The organism is Amycolatopsis dongchuanensis (assembly GCF_039542405.1).
GTDB lineage: Bacteria > Actinomycetota > Actinomycetes > Mycobacteriales > Pseudonocardiaceae > Amycolatopsis_E > Amycolatopsis_E sacchari.
The window spans coordinates 104,550-123,510 of record NZ_BAABIB010000072.1 but is presented as its reverse complement, the minus strand read 5'-3'; the positions used below and the strand labels follow the sequence as shown (position 1 = coordinate 123,510).

At 71.1% G+C, this 18,961-nt stretch carries 21 protein-coding genes; 9 read left to right on the top strand and 12 right to left on the bottom strand.

The window, feature by feature from the left end; genetic code table 11:
* Nucleotides 1-3: 3 nt before the first annotated feature.
* From ABFX51_RS16760 to ABFX51_RS16745, 4 genes are read right to left on the bottom strand one after another with little or no spacing between them, the layout of a single operon-like run.
* Nucleotides 4-1,170, bottom strand: a complete 1,167-nt coding sequence (locus ABFX51_RS16760; protein WP_245783167.1) for a DUF2786 domain-containing protein — start codon at nt 1,168-1,170, stop codon at nt 4-6.
* A complete protein-coding gene (locus ABFX51_RS16755; RefSeq protein WP_091510231.1) occupies nt 1,170-1,736 on the bottom strand; it encodes a TIGR03086 family metal-binding protein in 567 nt (188 codons plus the stop codon). Before ABFX51_RS16755 ends, ABFX51_RS16760 begins: the two co-directional genes overlap by 1 nt.
* On the bottom strand, nt 1,714-2,955 hold the full coding sequence (locus ABFX51_RS16750) for a class I SAM-dependent RNA methyltransferase (RefSeq protein ID WP_091510229.1): 1,242 nt from the start codon (nt 2,953-2,955) through the stop codon (nt 1,714-1,716). The genes ABFX51_RS16755 and ABFX51_RS16750 overlap by 23 nt, the downstream gene beginning before the upstream one ends.
* Nucleotides 2,952-4,958 (bottom strand): APC family permease, encoded by a 2,007-nt coding sequence (locus tag ABFX51_RS16745; protein ID WP_091510227.1) that lies wholly within the window; start codon nt 4,956-4,958, stop codon nt 2,952-2,954. Before ABFX51_RS16745 ends, ABFX51_RS16750 begins: the two co-directional genes overlap by 4 nt.
* Nucleotides 4,959-5,106: 148 nt before the next feature.
* On the opposite strand from ABFX51_RS16745, the gene ABFX51_RS16740 reads away from it, so the two are divergent.
* Complete coding sequence (locus tag ABFX51_RS16740; RefSeq protein ID WP_091510224.1) at nt 5,107-5,772, top strand: potassium channel family protein; 666 nt, start codon at nt 5,107-5,109, stop codon at nt 5,770-5,772.
* The gene (locus ABFX51_RS16735; protein ID WP_091510221.1) at nt 5,772-6,428 is read left to right on the top strand and encodes a potassium channel family protein; all 657 of its coding nucleotides are present in this window, start codon (nt 5,772-5,774) and stop codon (nt 6,426-6,428) included. Before ABFX51_RS16740 ends, ABFX51_RS16735 begins: the two co-directional genes overlap by 1 nt.
* A 29-nt stretch (nt 6,429-6,457) precedes the next feature.
* Here the strand turns inward: ABFX51_RS16735 and ABFX51_RS16730 are convergent, their stop codons facing one another.
* Both ABFX51_RS16730 and ABFX51_RS16725 read right to left on the bottom strand, forming a co-directional pair.
* Nucleotides 6,458-7,177 (bottom strand): DUF3159 domain-containing protein, encoded by a 720-nt coding sequence (locus tag ABFX51_RS16730; protein WP_091510219.1) that lies wholly within the window; start codon nt 7,175-7,177, stop codon nt 6,458-6,460.
* A 14-nt stretch (nt 7,178-7,191) separates the two neighbouring features.
* Nucleotides 7,192-7,569 (bottom strand): OB-fold nucleic acid binding domain-containing protein, encoded by a 378-nt coding sequence (locus tag ABFX51_RS16725; protein ID WP_091510217.1) that lies wholly within the window; start codon nt 7,567-7,569, stop codon nt 7,192-7,194.
* Between the two features lie 114 nt (nt 7,570-7,683).
* On the opposite strand from ABFX51_RS16725, the gene ABFX51_RS16720 reads away from it, so the two are divergent.
* Nucleotides 7,684-8,385 carry an alpha/beta fold hydrolase gene (locus ABFX51_RS16720; protein ID WP_245783166.1) on the top strand — a complete coding sequence of 234 codons (702 nt, stop codon included), beginning with the start codon at nt 7,684-7,686 and terminating at the stop codon, nt 8,383-8,385.
* On the opposite strand, the gene ABFX51_RS16715 is transcribed toward ABFX51_RS16720, so the two are convergent.
* Nucleotides 8,376-9,035 carry a DUF3710 domain-containing protein gene (locus ABFX51_RS16715; RefSeq protein WP_091510212.1) on the bottom strand — a complete coding sequence of 220 codons (660 nt, stop codon included), beginning with the start codon at nt 9,033-9,035 and terminating at the stop codon, nt 8,376-8,378. The genes ABFX51_RS16720 and ABFX51_RS16715 overlap by 10 nt on opposite strands.
* Nucleotides 9,035-9,517 carry a dUTP diphosphatase gene (gene dut, locus ABFX51_RS16710; RefSeq protein WP_091510209.1) on the bottom strand — a complete coding sequence of 161 codons (483 nt, stop codon included), beginning with the start codon at nt 9,515-9,517 and terminating at the stop codon, nt 9,035-9,037. The genes ABFX51_RS16715 and dut overlap by 1 nt, the downstream gene beginning before the upstream one ends.
* Nucleotides 9,518-9,574: 57 nt before the next feature.
* On the opposite strand from dut, the gene ABFX51_RS16705 reads away from it, so the two are divergent.
* Nucleotides 9,575-10,039 carry a DUF3093 domain-containing protein gene (locus ABFX51_RS16705; protein WP_091510207.1) on the top strand — a complete coding sequence of 155 codons (465 nt, stop codon included), beginning with the start codon at nt 9,575-9,577 and terminating at the stop codon, nt 10,037-10,039.
* A gap of 17 nt (nt 10,040-10,056) precedes the next feature.
* Here the strand turns inward: ABFX51_RS16705 and ABFX51_RS16700 are convergent, their stop codons facing one another.
* Nucleotides 10,057-10,365, bottom strand: a complete 309-nt coding sequence (locus ABFX51_RS16700; RefSeq protein ID WP_091510204.1) for a DUF4193 domain-containing protein — start codon at nt 10,363-10,365, stop codon at nt 10,057-10,059.
* A gap of 404 nt (nt 10,366-10,769) precedes the next feature.
* Between ABFX51_RS16700 and cei the strand changes: the two genes are divergently transcribed.
* Complete coding sequence (gene cei / locus ABFX51_RS16695; protein ID WP_346054171.1) at nt 10,770-11,447, top strand: envelope integrity protein Cei; 678 nt, start codon at nt 10,770-10,772, stop codon at nt 11,445-11,447.
* A gap of 2 nt (nt 11,448-11,449) precedes the next feature.
* Here the strand turns inward: cei and ABFX51_RS16690 are convergent, their stop codons facing one another.
* A complete protein-coding gene (locus ABFX51_RS16690) occupies nt 11,450-12,268 on the bottom strand; it encodes an inositol monophosphatase family protein (protein WP_245783165.1) in 819 nt (272 codons plus the stop codon).
* Nucleotides 12,269-12,340: 72 nt separating this feature from the next.
* Between ABFX51_RS16690 and ppgK the strand changes: the two genes are divergently transcribed.
* The 3 genes from ppgK (at nt 12,341) to ABFX51_RS16675 (ending at nt 16,255) form a co-directional block, all read left to right on the top strand.
* Complete coding sequence (gene ppgK, locus ABFX51_RS16685) at nt 12,341-13,102, top strand: polyphosphate--glucose phosphotransferase (protein ID WP_091510199.1); 762 nt, start codon at nt 12,341-12,343, stop codon at nt 13,100-13,102.
* A gap of 188 nt (nt 13,103-13,290) precedes the next feature.
* Nucleotides 13,291-14,688 carry an RNA polymerase sigma factor gene (locus tag ABFX51_RS16680; protein ID WP_091510362.1) on the top strand — a complete coding sequence of 466 codons (1,398 nt, stop codon included), beginning with the start codon at nt 13,291-13,293 and terminating at the stop codon, nt 14,686-14,688.
* Between the two features lie 103 nt (nt 14,689-14,791).
* Nucleotides 14,792-16,255: an amino acid permease gene (locus ABFX51_RS16675; protein WP_091510197.1), complete on the top strand. Its 1,464-nt coding sequence runs from the start codon at nt 14,792-14,794 to the stop codon at nt 16,253-16,255.
* On the opposite strand, the gene ABFX51_RS16670 is transcribed toward ABFX51_RS16675, so the two are convergent.
* Nucleotides 16,218-16,949, bottom strand: a complete 732-nt coding sequence (locus ABFX51_RS16670; RefSeq protein ID WP_245783164.1) for a DUF6885 family protein — start codon at nt 16,947-16,949, stop codon at nt 16,218-16,220. The two genes, ABFX51_RS16675 and ABFX51_RS16670, sit on opposite strands and share 38 nt — an antisense overlap.
* A gap of 30 nt (nt 16,950-16,979) precedes the next feature.
* Complete coding sequence (locus ABFX51_RS16665) at nt 16,980-18,326, bottom strand: type I glutamate--ammonia ligase (RefSeq protein ID WP_091510192.1); 1,347 nt, start codon at nt 18,324-18,326, stop codon at nt 16,980-16,982.
* A gap of 408 nt (nt 18,327-18,734) precedes the next feature.
* On the opposite strand from ABFX51_RS16665, the gene ABFX51_RS16660 reads away from it, so the two are divergent.
* Nucleotides 18,735-18,914 carry a DUF7455 domain-containing protein gene (locus tag ABFX51_RS16660; RefSeq protein WP_091510190.1) on the top strand — a complete coding sequence of 60 codons (180 nt, stop codon included), beginning with the start codon at nt 18,735-18,737 and terminating at the stop codon, nt 18,912-18,914.
* Nucleotides 18,915-18,961 lie beyond the last annotated feature (47 nt).

Genomic DNA, 18,961 nt, shown 5'->3' with positions numbered 1-18,961 from the left:
CCCCTACGCCGACAGGCGCCTCCTTTCCAACGTCAGCTTCGCCTGGTCCGCGGCGGCCCGGCCCGCGTGCCAGCCCGCACCGTTGCTGACCGTGTGCTTGCGGCGGCCGACCGCGGGGAACAACGCCGTGAACAGCGCGTCCACCTCCTGGCTGCGCCGGGCGAGCACCGGCAGCAACCGGTCGTCCGCGACCTCGGCGCCGGCCGCGCTGGCAGCCTCCCCCAAGCGTTCGCCGATCCGCGCGGCGTACGCCAGCAGGAAGGCGTGCCGGAACGAGCGGGTGCGCGACTGACCGCCGTGCCCGACCTGCCGCCCCGCCGCGAGCATCGCCTCAGTGGCCTGGACCAGTAGCGACGTCGCGAGCAGCTCGACGAAGTCCAGGTCCACCTCGTGCCCCACCACCGCGAGGAAACCCAGCTTCTCGTACGACACCGCCCGGCACCGGTTCGCCGTCGCCACCGCCGTCACCAGCGACGCCTTCGGCGCCAGGTACGGCTCGTCCAGCCAGAACCGGCGCGCCGCACCGGCGGGCCGCGGCTCCACCAGCGCCTGCTCGAACGAGTACCGGCTCATCAGCTCCTGCGCCTTCGCCGACAGCGCCTCGGCCTCCTCCGGGTACGGCGTCGACTCCGCCTTGGCCAGCAACGCCCGTACGCGCGCCAGCACCTTTTCGTCCACGCCCTCCCGCGCACCCGACGGCAACGGCAGCTCCGGCAACGGTGGCAGCGGCGCGAGCACCGCCAGCGCCCCCACCGCCCGGGACAACGCCTGCTCCGGACTTCGCCCGTGCCGCTCGGCCCACTGCGTCAGCCGCGGCCGGTCGGCCTGCCACCACACCTCCGCGCCGATCCGCACCAGCTGCTCCCGCCACCGCCGGTCCACGGTGGCAGCGGGTCTGCGGGCCACCTCGGCCGCGATCGCATCCCCGGCCAGAGACGCCGTTTCCCCGTCACCGCGCCGGAGCACGATGCGGTGCACGTCGTACGGCTGCCACCCCCTCCGCAACAGCCGCGCGACGACCTCCAGCACCACGAGGTCCGCCGCCGTGTCCACCAGCCGCCGCTGCCCGGCGAACGCCGGACCGGTCAGCTCGCGGACCACCGGATCCCTTGCGCGCGCCGACATCGCAGCGTGCAGCAGCAGGTTCGAGATGTCCTCCAGTTCGCGCACTACCGCCCGCCACGCACGGATTCACGGCCGAGCAGCGCGGCCAGCCGGTCCGCCGCGCTCGCGCCCGGCGGCGGGCTCTTCTCCGCCGCGAACGGCGCGCCTGGACCACGGGGCACGGAATCCGCACGCTCCCGCCACTGGGCGATCGCCCGCTCCACCAGCTCCGGCTCGAAGTCGGTCGACTGTCCCGTGGCGTCGGCGATGTCCCAGCCGTGTGCGAGGAACTCGTTGCGCCGCATGTGCACGAGCAGCACGCCGGGCGACGGCCCGAACGGCGTCTGCACCGTGCGCTCCAGCAGCCCCGGCTCGCTCAGCGCGGCCCGCACCTCCCGCACCGACCGCTCGAACGCCGCCACGTGATCATCGCCGAGCGGCACCTGATCCGGTGGCGGCGAGCCGCTCGCGAAGGCCACCGCCCTCACGTTGCCGTACAGCAGGTGCGCGATGACGTCACCCACCGACCACTCGGTGCACGCCGTGGGCAGCTCCAGCTGCCCTGGCTCGACCGCGCTGACAATGCCCGTGACCGCCGCGGCCGCGCGGTCAAACTCGTCCAGAGGATTCATGCCCCGCATCATGCCGCGACCCACCGACAATTTCGGGCACGACGAGGGCCACGCACTCGACGTGGTGCGTCATCGGGAACGCGTCGAACGCCCGCAACTCCGCCAGCCGGTAACCCGATCCGGCGAACGTCGCCAGGTCCCGCGCGAGCGCGGCGGGGTCGCACGCGACATACACGACCCGGTCGGGAGCACGCTCCACAATGGACTGGACGACCTCGCGGCCGGCACCCGATCGGGGCGGATCGAGCACGACGACCTCCGGCCGCCCTGCCAGGTCCCGCAGCACGTGTTCCACGCGCCCGGCCCGCCACCTAACCTGCGGCAGATCGGCCAGCGCCGCTTCCCCGTCCTCGACCGCGCGCCGCCCCGACTCGACGGCCACGACCTCCCCCGCGGGCCCGACCTGCTCCGCGAGCACGGACGCGAACAGCCCGACGCCCGAGTAGAGGTCCCACACCAGACCGCCCTGCGGTACCTTCGCCCATTCCCCGACCACGGCGGCCAACGTGTCCGCCGCCGCCGGGTGCACCTGCCAGAAACCGTGCGCGTCGAACCGCCAGTCGCGGCCCGCCGCGTGCTGCACCGCGGTGCCGCCCTTCAGCTGCCGGGCGCGCCGCTTGCCGCGCACCACGCTCAGCTCCCGGACGTGGTTCTGCCCGTCGCCGTCGCGGGTGACCTCCAGCTCCGTGCCCGGCCGCCAGCGCCGGGACAGCACGTCGTCGAGCGCGCCGGGCATCGCGATCGGGCAGTCGTCCAGCGCGACCACGCGGTGACTGCGGTGCGCGCGCAGCCCCGCCCGGCCGTCGCGACCCGCGACCAGCCGCACCCGGCTGCGCCAGTCCAACGGACCGCCGGGCAGCGCTTCCACCTCGACGGGCCTTTCGATGCCCGCGAGGCGCGACAGCTGTTCGGCGACCACGCGGGCCTTCAGCTCACGCTGGAACTCCGGCGCGGCGTGCTGCCAGTCGCAGCCCCCGCACAGCCCCGGCGCCGCCAACGGGCACGGCGGCTCGACGCGTTCCGGCGCCGCTTCCAGCACCCGCACCGCGTCGGCGCGGCAGAACGACCCGCCCTTGTCCTCGGTCACCTCGGCGAGCACGACCTCGCCCGGCAGCGCGTGCCGGACGAACACGACGCGCCCCTCGACCCTGGCGACGCAGTGCCCGCCGTGGGCGACGGGCCCCACCTCGGCCTCGATCGTGCGGCCTGTCCAGTTCACTTGCGGTCGCTCGTCTCGTAGAACCCGCGGCGGACGTCACCGGCGGCAGGCCGCGCCCGCATGAGCCGGCGCACGGCGGCCTCGGACGAAGCCAGCTGCCACGGCACGCTCGCCACGATCACCCCGGGCTGGAACAGCAGCCTTCCCTTGAGGCGCAACGCGCTCTGGTTGTGCAGCAGCTGCTCCCACCAGTGGCCGACGACGTATTCGGGGATGAACACGGTGACCACGTTGCGCGGATTGTCCCCCCGCACCCGTTTCACGTATTCCACCACGGGTTTGGTGATTTCGCGGTACGGCGATTCGAGCACCTTCAGCGGCACCTTGAACCCGCGCTTCTCCCATTCCGCGGTGAGCCGCCGCGTCTCCTCGTCGTCGACGTTCACGGTCACGGCTTCGAGCACGTCTGGCCGGAAAGCCTTGGCGTAGGACAGCGCGCGCAGCGTCGGCAGGTGCAGCTTCGACACCAGCACGATGGCGTGGTTGCGCGACGGCAGCACGCTCGGCTGGTAACCGTCCACTTCGGACAGCTCGGTCGCGACGCGGTCGTAGTGCCGCCGGATCGCCGTCATCAGCAGGAAGATCGCCACCATCGCGGCGATGGCGATCCACGCGCCCAGCAGGAACTTCGTGATCAGCACGATCACCAGCACGGTGCCGGTGCACGTCAGGCCCACGGCGTTGACGGTCTGCGAACGCCGCATCCGCCGCCGCACCGCCGGGTCCTTTTCCCGTGCCAGCAACCGGTTCCAGTGCCGGATCATGCCCGCCTGGCTCACCGTGAAGGAGACGAACACGCCGACGATGTACAGCTGGATCAGCCGGGTCACCTCGGCGTCGAACGCGATGATCAGGACCAGCGCGAACGCGGCCAGGAACAGGATGCCGTTGGAGAAGGCCAGCCGGTCACCGCGGGTGTGCAGCTGCCGCGGCAGGAAGCGGTCCTGCGCGAGGATCGAGCCCAGCACGGGAAAACCGTTGAACGCGGTGTTCGCCGCCAGCAGCAGGATGATGCCGGTGACGAACGAGATGTAGTAGAAACCGGGCGGGAAGTGCTGGAAGACGGCCTCGGCGATCTGCGTGACGATCGTCTTCTGCTGGTAGCCGTCGGGCGCGCCGATCAGCTGGCGCTCCGGGTCGTCGGCGAACTTGACGCCGGTGATGATCGCGAGCGCGATGATGCCGATCAGCATCGTCACCGCGAGCAGGCCCATCATCAGCAGCGTCGTCGCGGCGTTGCGCGACTTGGGCTTCCGGAACGCGGGCACGCCGTTGCTGATCGCCTCGACCCCGGTGAGCGCCGCGGCACCGGAGGAGAACGACCGCAGGATCAGGAACACGAACGCGAACCCGGCGAGCGAGGACTCCTCGTGCAGCTGGAACCCGGAGCTCTCCGCGTGCATCGGGGTGCCGCGCACGGCCTCGAACAACCCCCACAGCACCATGCCCAGAATGCCGAGGATGAAGCCGTATGTCGGAATCGCGAAGGCCTTGCCCGACTCGCGCACGCCACGCAGGTTCAGCGCGGTGAGCACGGCGACGATCAGCACCGAGAACAGCACCTTGTGCTCGGCGACGAACGGGATCGCGGAGCCGATGTTCGCCACCCCGGAGGAGGTCGACACGGCGACGGTCAGCACGTAGTCGACCAGCAGCGCGCTCGCCACGGTCAGCCCGAACTTGCCGCCGAGGTTGGTGGTGGCCACCTCGTAGTCGCCGCCACCACTGGGGTAGGCGTGCACGTTCTGCCGGTAGGACGCCACCACGACCAGCATGACCAGCGCGACGGCGACGCCGATCCACGGCGCCAGCGCGTACGCCGACAGCCCGGCGACGCTCAGCGTGAGGAAGATTTCCTCAGGCGCGTAAGCGACACTGGACAGGGCGTCCGAGGCGAAGATCGGCAGCGCGATCCGCTTCGGCAGCAGGGTGTGGGACAGCCGGTCACTACGGAATGGACGACCAAGGAGCAGCCGTTTGGCCACGGTCGCGAACTTCGGCACAGCTCAAGGTTAGGGCGGGGACGACCGGCCTTGCTGTCCAGGGCGGCACTGCGATCACGGTTGGGCCGGGTGCGGTGTGGATGCCGGGGCGACAGGGTAGGTTCTGCGCGGGTAACCGCCGTTCGGGTGACGCACAGGAGGCAAGCGGGTGCACGTGGTGATCATGGGATGCGGCCGGGTGGGCGCGTCCCTGGCCGCGGCGCTGGAGCGCCTGGGACACGAGGTCGCCGTGATCGACAAGTCCCAGGACGCGTTCCGGCGGCTGGGCAGCGACTTCCACGGCAGGCAGATCCTCGGCATCGGTTTCGACCGCCAGGTGCTGATCGACGCCGGGATCGAGAGAGCGGGCGCCTTCGCGGCCGTGTCCAGCGGGGACAACTCGAACATCATCTCCGCGCGCGTCGCCAGGGAGACCTTCCACGTCGAGCACGTCGTGGCCCGCATCTACGACCCGAAGCGGGCCGCGGTCTACGAGCGGCTGGGCATCCCGACCGTCGCCACGGTGCCGTGGACCACCGACCGCTTCCTGCGTACGCTGCTGCCCGACGGCGTGGCATCCGCCTGGCGGGACCCCACGGGCAACGTGGCGGTCCTGCAGCTGCCCCTGCACGAGGGGTGGGTCGGGCGCACCGTCAACGAGCTGCAGGAGGCCACGGAGGCGCGGGTGGCGTTCATCATGCGGTTCGGCACTCCCGTGCTGCCGGACGCCAAGACGGTGCTGCAGGCCGACGACCTCGTGTACGTGGCCGCGCGGTCGGGCACGGTGAGCGACGTGACGAGCGTCGCCGGGCGTGCTCCTGAGGAGGAGAGCTGATGCGGGTCGCGATCGCCGGAGCCGGTGCGGTGGGGCGCTCGATCGCCCGCGAACTGATCGACGGCGGCCACCAGGTCATGCTGATCGAGCGGCAGTCCCAGCAGTTCGAGCCGGAGACCGTCGAGCAGGCCGACTGGGTGCTCGGGGACGCGTGCGAGGTCTCGACGCTGGAGGAGTCCGGTGTCGAGCGCTGTGACGTCGTGATCGCCGCGACCGGGGACGACAAGGTCAACGTCGTGGTGTCGCTGCTGGCGAAGACGGAGTTCGCGGTGCGGCGCGTCGTGGCGCGGGTGAACAACCCGGCCAACGAGTGGCTGTTCACCGACGCGTGGGGCGTGGACGTCGCCGTGTCGACGCCGCGGATGCTCGCCGCGATGGTCGAGGAGGCGGTGAGCGTCGGCGACCTGGTGCGGTTGATGACGTTCCGGCAGGGCCAGGCGAACCTCGTCGAGCTGACGCTGCCCGCGGAGACGCCGCTGGCGGGGCGCCCGGTGAGCGAGATCGCGCTGCCCCGGGACGCCGCGCTGGTCACGATCCTGCGCGGGGACCGCGTCATCGTCCCCCAGCCGGAGGACCCGCTGGAGCCCGGCGACGAGCTGCTGTTCGTGGCGAACGCCGAAGTGGAAGGCGACGTGCGGAAGGCCCTGGGCTACTAGGGGCCTCGGCCGGGGCCCTGCCGGGGTCTTCAGGCCTCGTTGGGGCGCTGGCTGTACTTGAGCCGCAGCGCGGCTTCGGTGTCGGCCTCGGCCTCTTCCTGCGCCTCGCGCAGGGCCTTGAGGCGCTTGTCGGACCGGCGGACGGCCCAGACCACCACCAGCAGCGCCAGCGCGTACAGCGGGTAGCCCATGGCGATCTTGGCGAACGCCAGCCAGCCGGTGTGGTCGCTGTCGTAGAGCCAGCGCTGCACCACGAACCGCGCGCCGAAGACGAGCGCCAGCGCGAGCGTCGCGACGTCGTAGCCGAGCCTCGACGGCTGGTCCCTGCGCCAGTCGGTGCCGGTGCCGTTGATGACGTTCCAGATCACCCCGACGAGCGGCCAGCGCACGACGATCGACAGCACGAACGCCGCGCAGTAGACGAGGCTCGCCCAGATGCCGAACAGGAAGAAGCCCTTGGCCGAGCCCGTCCGGTAGGCGATGAACGCCGCGATCGCGACGCCGAAGAACCCGGAGATCGCCGGCTGCAGCGGCTCCCGGCGCACGATGCGCAGCACGGTGATCGCCACCGCGCTGCCCACCGCGCTCCAGATCCCGGCCTGCAGGCCGAAGAAGTAGTTCACCAGGATGAACACCGCGATCGGCACGGACGAGTAGACGAGCCCGGACACCCCGCCCATCTGTTCCAGCAGGGTCGGTTCCGGCTTGTCCTGGGTCTCGGTCTCGGTGTCGCCGGGGCGTTCAGTCACGTGTGGTTACCAACTCAGGAGGTCGTCTGGAGCTCGTAGAACGGGTTGTACAGCACCTTCTGCCCATCGCGCTCGGCCATGCGGCCGCGCACCTTGATGGTCCGCCCGGGCTCGATGCCCGGGATCCGGCGCCGTCCGAGCCAGACTAACGTCACACCTTCCGTCCCGTCGAACAACTCAGCCCGTAGGGTGGCGGCCTTGTCCTCCGGGCACAGTTCCACGCTGCGCAGTCTGCCCAGCACCGTGACCTCGTCGCCGGAGCGGCAGTCGCAGGCGCGCTGCGCCCCGACCGCCTCGGACTTCTCCGAGAGGTCGTCCGCGTCGAGTTCGTCGACGTCGCTGGTCAGCTTGCGAACCAACCGGCTGAAATAGCCGCCGTCTTTGGCGGACATAGGCGGTTCTCCTGTTGCTCGGGGCCCCCGACTTGTTCGGCCCGTACGTGGTAAACGGTAACGTCGTCCTCTTCGTTCCACGCAAGGGAAGCCCGTTTGCCGCAAGATCGCAACGTGACGTCCGCTATGCCGGTGACGCGTGCCGTGCTGCTGCCGGGGACGGGCTCGGACGAGATCTTCGTCCGAGCCGTTTTCGCAGGTCCGCTGGCTGCTGCGGGGATCGAAGCGGCCACCCCGCGACCACCGGCCGGTGATCGTCTCGCCGTGGGTTTCCTCACCCTGCTGGACGCGCTCGCCGAGAGCGGTCCACTGCTCGTGGGCGGCATCTCCTTCGGGGCCCACCTGGCCGCGGAATGGGCCGTGCGCAACCCCGGTCGCTGTGCCGGGTTGCTGCTCGCCCTGCCCGCCTGGCACGGCCAACCGGGCGACGCACCGGCGTCGCTCGCCGCGCGGGCGTCCGCGGACCTCGTGGACGCCGAAGGGCTCGAGAAAGCGCTGTCGCTGTCCATCGCGGGCGTGGCGCCCTGGCTCGCCGACGAGCTGACCAGGGCCTGGCGGCGGCACGGGGACGGCCTCGCGGCAGGACTACGCGTCGCCGCGAGCCACCCCGCGCCGACCCTCGAGGAACTCCGCACGCTCGAGGTGCCGGCGGGGATCGTCGCGTGCACGGACGATCCCGTGCACCCGTTGGGCGTCGCGCGAGAATGGGCCGCCGCCCTGCCCCGCGCGGTCCTGCGCGAGACGACGCTCAGTGAACTGGGCGCCGACCCCGGGTCGGTAGGGCGTGCGGTGGTCGAAGCCTGGCGTCAAGCCTGAGCCTGCTGCTGCTCCGCGATGTGCTGGGCGACGGCGTCGGGCAGCGTGATGGGCAGCGGCGAGCGCACCGGCATGGGCGCGTCGCCCCGGATCACGATCGTGTCGCGGACGATGTCCCGCAGCACCCCGGGTGCCTCCGCGGCCAGCGACTGCGGCCCCGCGATCACGCCGCGCAGCATCCAGCGCGGCCCGTCGACCCCGACGAAGCGCAGCGCCACGTCACCGATCACCGCGGACAGCTCCAGCCCCCACTCGCCCTGGCCGGAGGTCACCTTGGCGCCGTCCTTGCGCAGCTGCTCGGACAGCTCGGCGGCGACCTCCTCCCAGAGGCCGCCGGAACGCGGCGCCGCGTAACCGCTGACCGTGATCTGCCCCTGCGGGGTGACCACGTGCACCGCGCGCACCCCGCCCGCCGCGGGGTCCATCTCCACCTGGACCTGCGCGCCGTCCGGCACGGGCACCCGCACCGAACCCAGGTCGATCCTGGGCACCTCGTCCTCGGGGGCGTCGGCGATGTCGAACGGCCCGTCGGTGACGACCGGCTGCGGCTCCTCGTAGTCCTCTTCGAGGTCCTCCGGCTCGGCCGCGGCGTGCCTGCCGCGCGGCTCCTCCTCGTCCGGGGTCCGCCGCTTGCGTCCGAAAATGCCCACTACTTCCTCGCTCCTTCCCCAGTGCCGACCTCCAGCGTGGCATGACCGCCGGTCGACCCGTAACCACCCGCACCGCGTTCGCTCGGCGCCAGCTCGGGCACCTCCACGAACTCCGCGGTCTCCACCCGCTGCACCACGAGCTGCGCGATCCGGTCCCCCCTCGCGAGCTCGACCGGCTCGCGGAGGTCGTGGTTGACCAGGCATACCCGGATCTCGCCGCGGTAGCCCGCGTCGATGGTGCCCGGCGTGTTGACCACGGACAGGCCGACGCGCGCGGCCAGCCCCGAACGCGGGTGCACGAACCCGGCGTACCCCTCGGGCAGCGCGATCGCGATGCCCGTGCCCACGACCACCCGTTCGCCCGGGGGCAGGACCACGTCCTCGGTGGTCACGAGATCGGCCCCGGCGTCGCCGGGACGGGCGTAGCGGGGCAGTGGCACATCCGGATCGAGCCGGGAAAGCAGGACCTGCACGGTGGACACGGGCGGCGAGACTACCCTGGACACGTGGGTGACAGCGCAGGCGCGGCCGCTGCCGGGGTGGAGCGGGCCGCGGGAACGGACCGGAAGCGGCACACCGAGCGGCTGTACGTGTCGTGGTGGGGGTGGCCGTTGCCGCTGATCGCGGCCGGCCTGCTGGCCGCGGAGATCCACATGGGGTACCCGGGGGTGCGCGCGTGGCTGCCGTACGTGGTGCTGGTGCCGCTGATGGCGGCGTGGCTGCTGCTGATGGGCCGGACCAAGGTGGAGATCACCGGGGAGGAGCTCGTCGTCGGCAAGGCGCGGCTGCCGCTGCGCTTCGTCGGGGAGGTCGAGGTCATCGGCAAGGACCGCAAGCGCAAGGCGATGGGCCCGGAACTCGACCCCGCGGCGTTCGTCGTGCACCGCGGCTGGATCGGACCGATCGTCCGGGTGCACCTGACGGACCCGGACGACCCCACGCCCTACTGGGTCTTCAGTTCGCGCAAGCCGGAGAAGGTGGCCGAGCTACTGCGCCGGCACTAGCCGGCCACCTCGCCCGGTCAGGCGCAGTCGCGGCAGATCATCTGGCCGTCGTGCTCCTCGGCGAGCCTGCTGCGGTGGTGCACCAGGAAGCACACCGAGCAGGTGAACTCGTCGGCCTGCTTCGGCACCACCTTGACGGTCAGGTCCTCACCGGAAAGCCCGGACAGGTCCGCGCCGGGGAGCTCGAAGTTCTCCGCGGTCGCGTCCTCGTCGACGTCCACGACGCCGGACTGGTTCTCGTTGCGCCGGGCCTTCAGCTCCTCCAACGAGTCTTCGGCCAGCTCGTCGGCTTCGCTGCGGCGCGGAGCGTCGTAGTCGGTCGCCATTGTCCCTCACCCCTGCGATCAGCTTGTGTCTCAAGTCCGGGGCCCGCGATGCGCGTCGTGAGCCCTTCGTGCCGCTGGACAACGTTCCAGCGCCCCTGTTTGTGCCCGGCGCCGTAGTGAGGCAGGTCTCTCTTCGGCGAGTGGTTGGGGGACCCTTGGCTACGGCCGGAGCCCGCAGAGGGTAGCTCACGAGGTACCCGGGCCCGCAACGTGTTAGACGAAGGACTTCAGACGTCACCCAACAGGGGGAACACCAGGGTCCAGAGGTGCAGGTCGGGGCGCGACCGGACCCACTCGAACGGAGGTGTCGGGCGTGGTGCACTGTAACGCTTACGCTGATCAGGAACGAAGGTCCTGATAGCGGGGGACTGTCGGGGATTTTTTTCGGGGAAGGGATCGGGCAGGTGGCGTCGGGGATCGGGTTCGGCAACCGCAGGAAACCGGGCTACCGCAAACGCCGTCCGCTGCCCATCGTCATCTTCGTCTCGGTGATGGGGCTCATCGCGGCGGTCGTCTGGATCCGCGCGGTGACCAGCAAGGCCGACATCGACGCGGCGCTGCGCTGCGAGCCGGCGCCCGTCCCCGTCAACGGGGTCACCTTCACCACGCTGAGCCACTCCGCGCTCGACGACACCATCCCGCTGCCGCCGGACAAGGTCGCGGTGCGGGTGCTCAACGCGAGCCAGGCCCGCGGCCAGGGGGCGATCACGACCGAGAGCCTGCGCGAGCTCGGCTTCACCCAGATCGCCGCCCCGGACAACGACCCGTCCTACCCCGACACCGAGGCCAAGTGCCACGGGCAGCTGCGCTTCGGGGACAACGGCCGTTCGGCCGCCCGGACGCTGAGCCTCGTCGTGCCGTGCCTGGAGCTGGTCAAGGACACCCGCGCGGACGCGTCGGTGGACCTGTCCGTCGGCAGCACGTTCGGCGATGTGCGGCCGACCCAGCAGGCGCGGCAGGTGCTGCAGCAGCTGCGGACGTGGTCGGCCGAGCACCCCGACGGGGGCAACGAGCAGTCCGCCGGCACCGGGCCGGTGCTCGACAAGGGGCTGCTCGAAGCCGCCCGCAACGTGACCTGCTGAGGTCAGACCTCCTGGATCCCGCACTCCAGCAGCGTCTTCCGCAGCGGGTCCGCGATGGCCGGTGACGCCGCGTAGGTGGCGTCGGCGCCCAGCTCCCGGTCCTCCCCCGGCAGGGACACCACCGCGCCCGCCTCCTCGGCGATGAGCGCTCCCGCGGCCCAGTCCCACCGCTTGAGGCCGTGCTCGACGTAGGCGTCCAGCCAGCCGGCCGCGACCGCGCACAGGTCCAGTGACGCCGCACCCGCGCGGCGGATGTCCCGCACCCGCGAAACCAGCTGCCCGACCACCTTCGCCTGGCGGCCGCGGCGCTCGCCGTCGTAGGAGAAGCCCGTGCCGACCAGGGTCAAATCCAGCCGTTGCGGCGACGACACGTGCAGCCGCCTGCCGTCCAGCCACGCACCGCCGCCCCGCACGGCCGTCCAGCAGCGGCCGTCCACCGGCTCCACGACGGCACCCGCCACCGACACGCCGCCGATCTGCGCGGCGACGGAAACGGCGAAGCCAGGCAGCCCGTACAGGAAGTTCACGGTGCCGTCGATGGGGTCGACGACCCACGTGACGCCGTCCCCCGCGGCACCGCCCTCCTCCTCGCCGAGCACGCCGTCGCCGGGCCGCAGCTCGGCGAGCCTCTCCCGGACGAGCCGCTCCGAGGCGCGGTCGACGGCGGTCACCACGTCGGTGTCGGTGGACTTGGTATCGACCTGCACGGCCTCGCCTGCCAACATGGCTTCACGGGCACGGCGCACCAGGTCGGCCGCCTCGCGCGCCACCTGGACAGCGGTGTTCTTCAGGTCTTCGGGATCGGAGTCGAAGGCTGCCACACCACCATGTGACCACACCCGGTTAGAGTTCCCGAGACAGGCTTCTGAATCGAGAAGGAAGGGACGGCGCCAATGACGGCGACCCGGGGTTTCGGAATCGACATCGGCGGCAGCGGTATCAAGGGCGCCCTTGTCGACCTGGAAAAGGGCGCGCTCATCGGCGACCGCCTCCGGATCGACACGCCCCGCCCGGCGACACCGGAGGCGGTCGCCGAGGTGGTGGCGAAGGTCGTCCGCCATTTCGCCTGGGACGGGCCCGTCGGCATCACCCTGCCCGCGGTGATCAAGAAGGGCGTCGCCCACACCGCGGCGAACATCGACCCGAAGTGGATCGGCACGGACGCGGACGCGTTGTTCGCCGACGTGCTGGACCGGCGCGTCGAGGACATCGCGATGCTCAACGACGCCGACGCGGCCGGCATGGCCGAGATCCGCTTCGGCGACCCGATCGCCCGGCACGGCGTCACCACGCTGCTCACCTTCGGCACCGGGATCGGCAGCGCCGTCTTCCAGGACGGCAAGCTCGTGCCGAACACCGAGTTCGGCCACCTGGAGGTCGACGGGCACGACGCGGAGAAGAAGGCGGCGGCCTCGGTCAAGGACAACGAGGGGCTGACCTACCACCAGTGGGCCAAGCGCGTGAACCGTTACCTGACCGTGCTCGAAAACCTCATCTGGCCGGACCTGTTCATCGTCGGCGGCGGGGTGAGCAAGAAATCCGAGAAATGGGTCCCGCTGCTCGAGAACAGGACCAAGGTCATCGTCGCATCTCTGCAGAACAACGCGGGTATCGTGGGGGCAGCGGCGGCCGCCGTCGAGGGCATCGAACACTGACCTGAGCGCCCCCGCGGCTCCCGTCGTTGGAAGATCGGCCGCAACACGCGCGCCTGTCGTCGTTACAATGGAACACGGCCCACGGTCGCGGAGGACAAAACCGCAGGCCGCGGGACGTTCCCCGAATCTGAGGCGGCCGGGCCCTCCCAGCTCGGCCCGCCGTGATCGACCGCTGCGAAAGGGCGTACGTGGCAGCCGCAAAAACCGCTACCCGAAGCGGCACGAAGACAACGAGCGCGGAACCCGACGCAGGCGCCGAGGCCGCCGCCACCGAGCAGAGCGGCACCGTCGCCAAGAAGCCGGCCGCACGCAAGACCGCCGCCAAGACCGGAGCGAAGAAGGGCCCCGCCAAGACCCGCACGCGCAAGGCCGCGACCAAGGGCGAGGACGCGGGCGAGCCCGACGGCCCCGGCGGTGACGAGGACCTGGAGGACGTCGACCTCGAGGCCGACCTCGCCGACCTGGAAGAGGTCGAGGTGGACGTCGTGGACGCCACCGTCAGCGAGGAGGACGGCGAGTCCGAGGACGAGGAGGAGGAAGCCGACTCCCCCGCGGCCAGGACCGAGCGCGGCAAGGGCGGCAAGTCCTCCAACGACCCCGACTTCGTCTGGGACGAGGAGGAGTCCGAGGCCCTGCGCCAGGCGCGCAAGGACGCCGAGCTGACGGCCTCCGCGGACTCCGTCCGGGCGTACCTCAAGCAGATCGGCAAGGTCGCGCTGCTGAACGCCGAGGAGGAGGTGGAGCTGGCCAAGCGCATCGAGGCCGGGCTCTACGCCGCCGAGCGCGTCCGCATCGCCGAGGAGGAGGGCGAGAAGCTCCCCACCCAGCTGCGCCGTGACCTCAAGTGGATCATCCGTGACGGCGAGCGCGCCAAGAACCACCTGCTGGAGGCCAACCTCCGGCTGGTCGTCTCGCTCGCCAAGCGCTACACCGGCCGCGGCATGGCGTTCCTGGACCTGATCCAGGAGGGCAACCTCGGTCTGATCCGCGCGGTCGAGAAGTTCGACTACACCAAGGGCTACAAGTTCTCCACGTACGCGACGTGGTGGATCCGCCAGGCGATCACCCGCGCCATGGCCGACCAGGCCCGCACCATCCGCATCCCGGTGCACATGGTCGAGGTGATCAACAAGCTCGGCCGGATCCAGCGCGAGCTGCTCCAGGACCTCGGGCGCGAGCCCACCCCGGAGGAGCTGGCCAAGGAGATGGACATCTCGCCGGAGAAGGTGCTGGAGATCCAGCAGTACGCCCGCGAGCCCATCTCACTGGACCAGACCATCGGTGACGAGGGCGACTCGCAGCTCGGTGACTTCATCGAGGACAGCGAGGCCGTCGTGGCGGTGGACGCGGTGTCGTTCACGCTGCTGCAGGACCAGCTCCAGTCGGTGCTGCAGACGCTGTCCGAGCGCGAGGCGGGTGTGGTGCGGCTGCGGTTCGGCCTCACCGACGGCCAGCCGCGCACGCTGGACGAGATCGGCCAGGTCTACGGCGTGACCCGCGAGCGGATCCGCCAGATCGAGTCGAAGACGATGTCCAAGCTGCGTCACCCGTCGCGTTCGCAGGTGCTGCGCGACTACCTCGACTGACGTCGGGACTTTCCGGGAGGGCCGCCACGGGGAACTGTGGCGGCCCTCTCGCGTAGTTCCCGCTGTTGTGCGGGGCAGGGCGCGATTCTCTAACGTTTCCGGCATGGGCATCACGCGCACCCTGAACGTCGACGACATCCTGGCCAGGCAGGACTCCGGCGACCTGAAACGGCGCCTCCGCGGCCGTGACCTGGTGGGCTTCGGCGTCGGCATCATCATCGGCACCGGCATCTTCACCCTCGCGGGTGTCGAGGCCAAGACGCACGCGGGTCCCGCGGTCACGCTGTCGTTCGTGATCGGCGCGGTCGTGGCCGGGCTCGCGGCGCTGTGCTACGCCGAGCTCGCTTCGAGCGTGCCGACCGCGGGAAGCGCTTACACGTACGCGTTCGCCACGCTCGGCGAGGTGTTCGCCTGGATCATCGGCTGGGACCTGCTGCTGGAGTTCGCGCTGGGGGCGGCCGTCGTTTCGCGTGGCTGGTCGGGTTACCTGGCGAACCTGATGGGGTTGCCGCCGGAGTGGTTCGGCGAGGACGCGACGGTCAACATCGGCGCCGTCGTGATCATCGCGGTGCTCACCGTGGTCGCGGTGCTCGGCATCCGCGAGTCGGCGCTGGCGACGAACGTGCTGGTGATCGTGAAGGTCGCCGTGTGCGTGCTGATCCTGGCCGTGGGCGTGTTCTTCATCAAGGGTTCGAACCTGACCCCGTTCATCCCGCCCGCCCACCCCGCCGAGGGCGGTGGCAGCGTGCTGCACCAGCCGGTCGTGCAGGCCGGGCTCGGGCTGTCGCAGTCGGTGTACGGCCTGGCCGGGGTGATCAGCGCGGCGGCGATCGTGTTCTTCGCCTACACCGGTTTCGAGGCGCTGGCGAACCTGGGCGAGGAAACCCGCAACCCGCGCAAGGACCTGCGGGTCGGCATCCTCGGCGCGCTCGGCATCTGCGCGCTGCTCTACATCGGTGTCTCGATCGTGCTCACCGGCATGGTGCCGTTCACCGACATCGACGCGGGCGCCCCGCTCGCCGCGGCGTTCGACTCCGTGGGCCAGCACTGGATCAGCGCGTTGATCTCGCTCGGCGCGGTCACCGGGCTGACGTCGGTGATGATGGTCGAGCTGGTGACGATCGGGCGCATCGGCTTCGCGATGGGGCGGGACGGACTGCTGCCCAAGGCGCTCGGCACAGCGCACCCGCGCTGGGGCACCCCGCACCGGATGACGATCGGCGGCGCGGTGCTGATCGCGCTGCTGGCCGCGTTCGTGCCGATCACCGAGCTGTCGGACATGGTGAGCATCGGCGCGCTCTCCGCGATGATCATCGTGGCGATCGCGGTACCGGTGCTGCGCAGGCGGCGGCCGGACCTCAAGCGGCCGTTCACCGTGCCGCTCTCCCCCGTCCTGCCGATCGTGGCGGCGCTGGCGTGCTTCTACCTGATGCTGAACCTCGACGTGATGACGTGGATCCGGTTCGCGGTGTGGCTGGCCATCGGCCTGGCGATCTACTTCGGTTACGGGCGCAGGCACTCCCGGCTGGCTACGCCCACAGATCCGTCGTCAGCCCCGCGTTCCTGACCAGCGCCGCGGCTGCCTCCCGCTCCTCGGCGGGGACGACGAGCAGGAGGCCGCCCGGCGTGGGCAGCCGTTCGCGGCGCAGGGCGAGCACGAGCCGGTCGAGCGGCTGGCCGTGCACCCCCTGGTCGCCCAGCGAGGGGTAGGTGTCCACAACGGACACCACCGTGCCGCCGGGGCCGCTCAGCGTCCCGGCCAGCAGCACGAAATGCCCCACGCGCCAGCGTGAAGACCACAGCGGCGGCAACCCACCTTCGACGTAGTCCAGCAAGGCTCGCGAAGGGGTGTCGTGCGCGGCGAACTCACCGGTGTCCACATTGGCCACAGTCGCGACGCGCGGGAGGTCGTGGATCCCGGCGAGCAACGCGCCCAGCGCCTCGTCCGTCCAGTCACCGCTCGCGGGCACGGCCTGGAGCCGCCCACCGGAAAGCGCTTCCACGGCCCGCGCGACTCCCGTCGGTGTCGCCCCCGATTCCGCCGGGTTTTCCGCGCGGGGCAAGGGGACTCGGTAGTCGTCGCGGCTTTTCTCCCCCGGCGGCCAGGTCGGTTCGCCGTCCGCGGACAGCCGGACCCCCGCAGCCAGCGCGGCCTCGTCCTGGTCCCGCACCGCGATTCCGTTGGCACGCAAGGAAACCACGGTCACGAACGCGCCACACAGCTCGTTCTTCTGCGGCATCTCGGCGCGGGCCTGTGCCACCAGCTCACGTGCTCCGGGAAACCACCGCACTCAGTACCGCCAGAGGTGGGCCGCGACGATCTCCTCGTCCGTGTGGTCGACCGCCCACCGGGCGTCGGAGGCGCGGCACGCGCGGAAGGCGCCGAGCACCTCCTCGCCAAGCGCGTCCGATACCCGTTGGGACGCCAGCAACGCCGCGTCCTGCGCCGCTGGAGTGCTTGGCAGGCGGGCGATTCCGGCCTCACTGCGGCGTTCCTCGGTCCAGGTGCCGGGATCCTCCGCGACCGGCTCGGGCAGGCTCAGGTTGTCACGCACGCCCGCGAGCCCCGCGGCGAGCACGGCCGACAGCGCCAGGTACGGGTTCGCCGAGGCGTCGGACGGCTTGAGCTCGACGTTCGCGTGCCCCGGCCCCAGCAGGTCCGTACCAGGCACGAACCGCAGCGGCGCCTCCCGGTTCTCCACTCCCCAGAAGCAGTACGCGCTCGAGAAGTAGCCGGGACGCAAGCGCATCGTCGACGGAACGCTGGGCGCGGTGATCGCGGTCAGCGCGGGCAGGTCGCGGAGCAGGCCCGCGACGTAGCCGGCGCCTTCGCCGTCCGGGCGCCCGGACAGCAGGTTGCGGCCCTTGCGCCACAACGACGTGTGCAGGTGCCAGCCGTTGCCCGCGGCGGCGAGGCTGACCATCGGCGCGAAGCTGACCCGCAGCCCCTGGGCGTGTGCGGCGGCGTGGATGGTCTGGCGGGCCAGCAGCTGGTCGTCGGCTGCCGAGACCGGGTCCGTGGCGGTGAGCGACAGCTCCACCTGCGCCAGCCCGTACTCGGCGTGCAGCTGGCCGATGCCCAGCCCGTTGGCCTCGAAGTCCCGCAGCAGCGCGGCGACGAAACCGTCGAGTTCGACGAGGGCGTGCGGGCTGTAGGCGGGGCCGTGGTGACCGGGCGCGGAAGCGACGTCCGTGCTGCCGAGCGGCGCGACGGCGAACTCCAGCTCGTAGCCCGCGCGCAGCTCGTAGCCCTCCTTCGCGGCGGCCGCGACGTGCCGTTCCAGCAGGCTGCGCTGGCAGTACGGCCACGGCGAGCCGTCGGCGGCGACCTGCCGGACCGGCGCCCACGCGAGCGCGCGCTGCCCGGCGAGGCGGCGCAGCCGCTCGACCACCGGCACGAGCCGGATGTCCCCGGAGGGCGTGGACAGCGCGGGGTGGGCGTAGGTGATCGCGTCGTGGCTGTCGAAGACGGCGAACAGCGTGGTGGCCCCGACCCCGCGGACGGCGGCGTCGGCCAGACCCGTGATCGGCACGATCCGGGACCGGGGGATGCCGTTGTTGTCGGCCCAGGCGAGGTGCACCCCGGCGACTCCGGCAGCGGCGAGGTCCTTCGCCGCCGCCGATGCTGCCTTCGTCATCCGTGAAGTGTCTCACGCGGACGGCCTCCCCCGGGCGGGTCGGAAAGCCCGTTCCGGGTTTCGCTGAGAACGAACAGCGCCGGCGGTGGAACTGACCCTCGGAGGGGATTGCGCTTCTCCTCCGTGATCGTTCCGCAACCTGGTGACCTCGGAAAACCGAGTGGTCTGGACGTTTCCGGGAGGTTTCGGCGTCCTGGAAGGTGGGATTGGTTCTACGACATCCGGGGTAAATCAGGGTGACGCAAGTCCCACACAGCCGGGAACACTTGCGGCAGGCTCAGCGTCTGCAAGAGTGGAAGCTACGAACACGGAGGAGCCGGCGGCACCGCGCTACTGGCATCAGGGCCGAAGTGGACGTGCTGGATCGATGGCACCGGGCGACCGGTGCCGGGACGGAGGGAGACCCTCATGACATCGCCGACGCTCACCCGCCCCGAATTGACCGCTGCCGACCGTTGCGACCGGTGCGGCGCCGCAGCACAGGTACGAGCGATCCTCTCCTCGGGTGGCGAGCTGCTGTTCTGCGGCCACCACGCCCGCGAGTACGAGGGCAAGCTCAAGGAGATGGCAGCCGAGATCCAGCGCTGACGAACTGGACTTGGGGAGGCGAGCGCTCGCGGAGAGCGCTCGCCTCT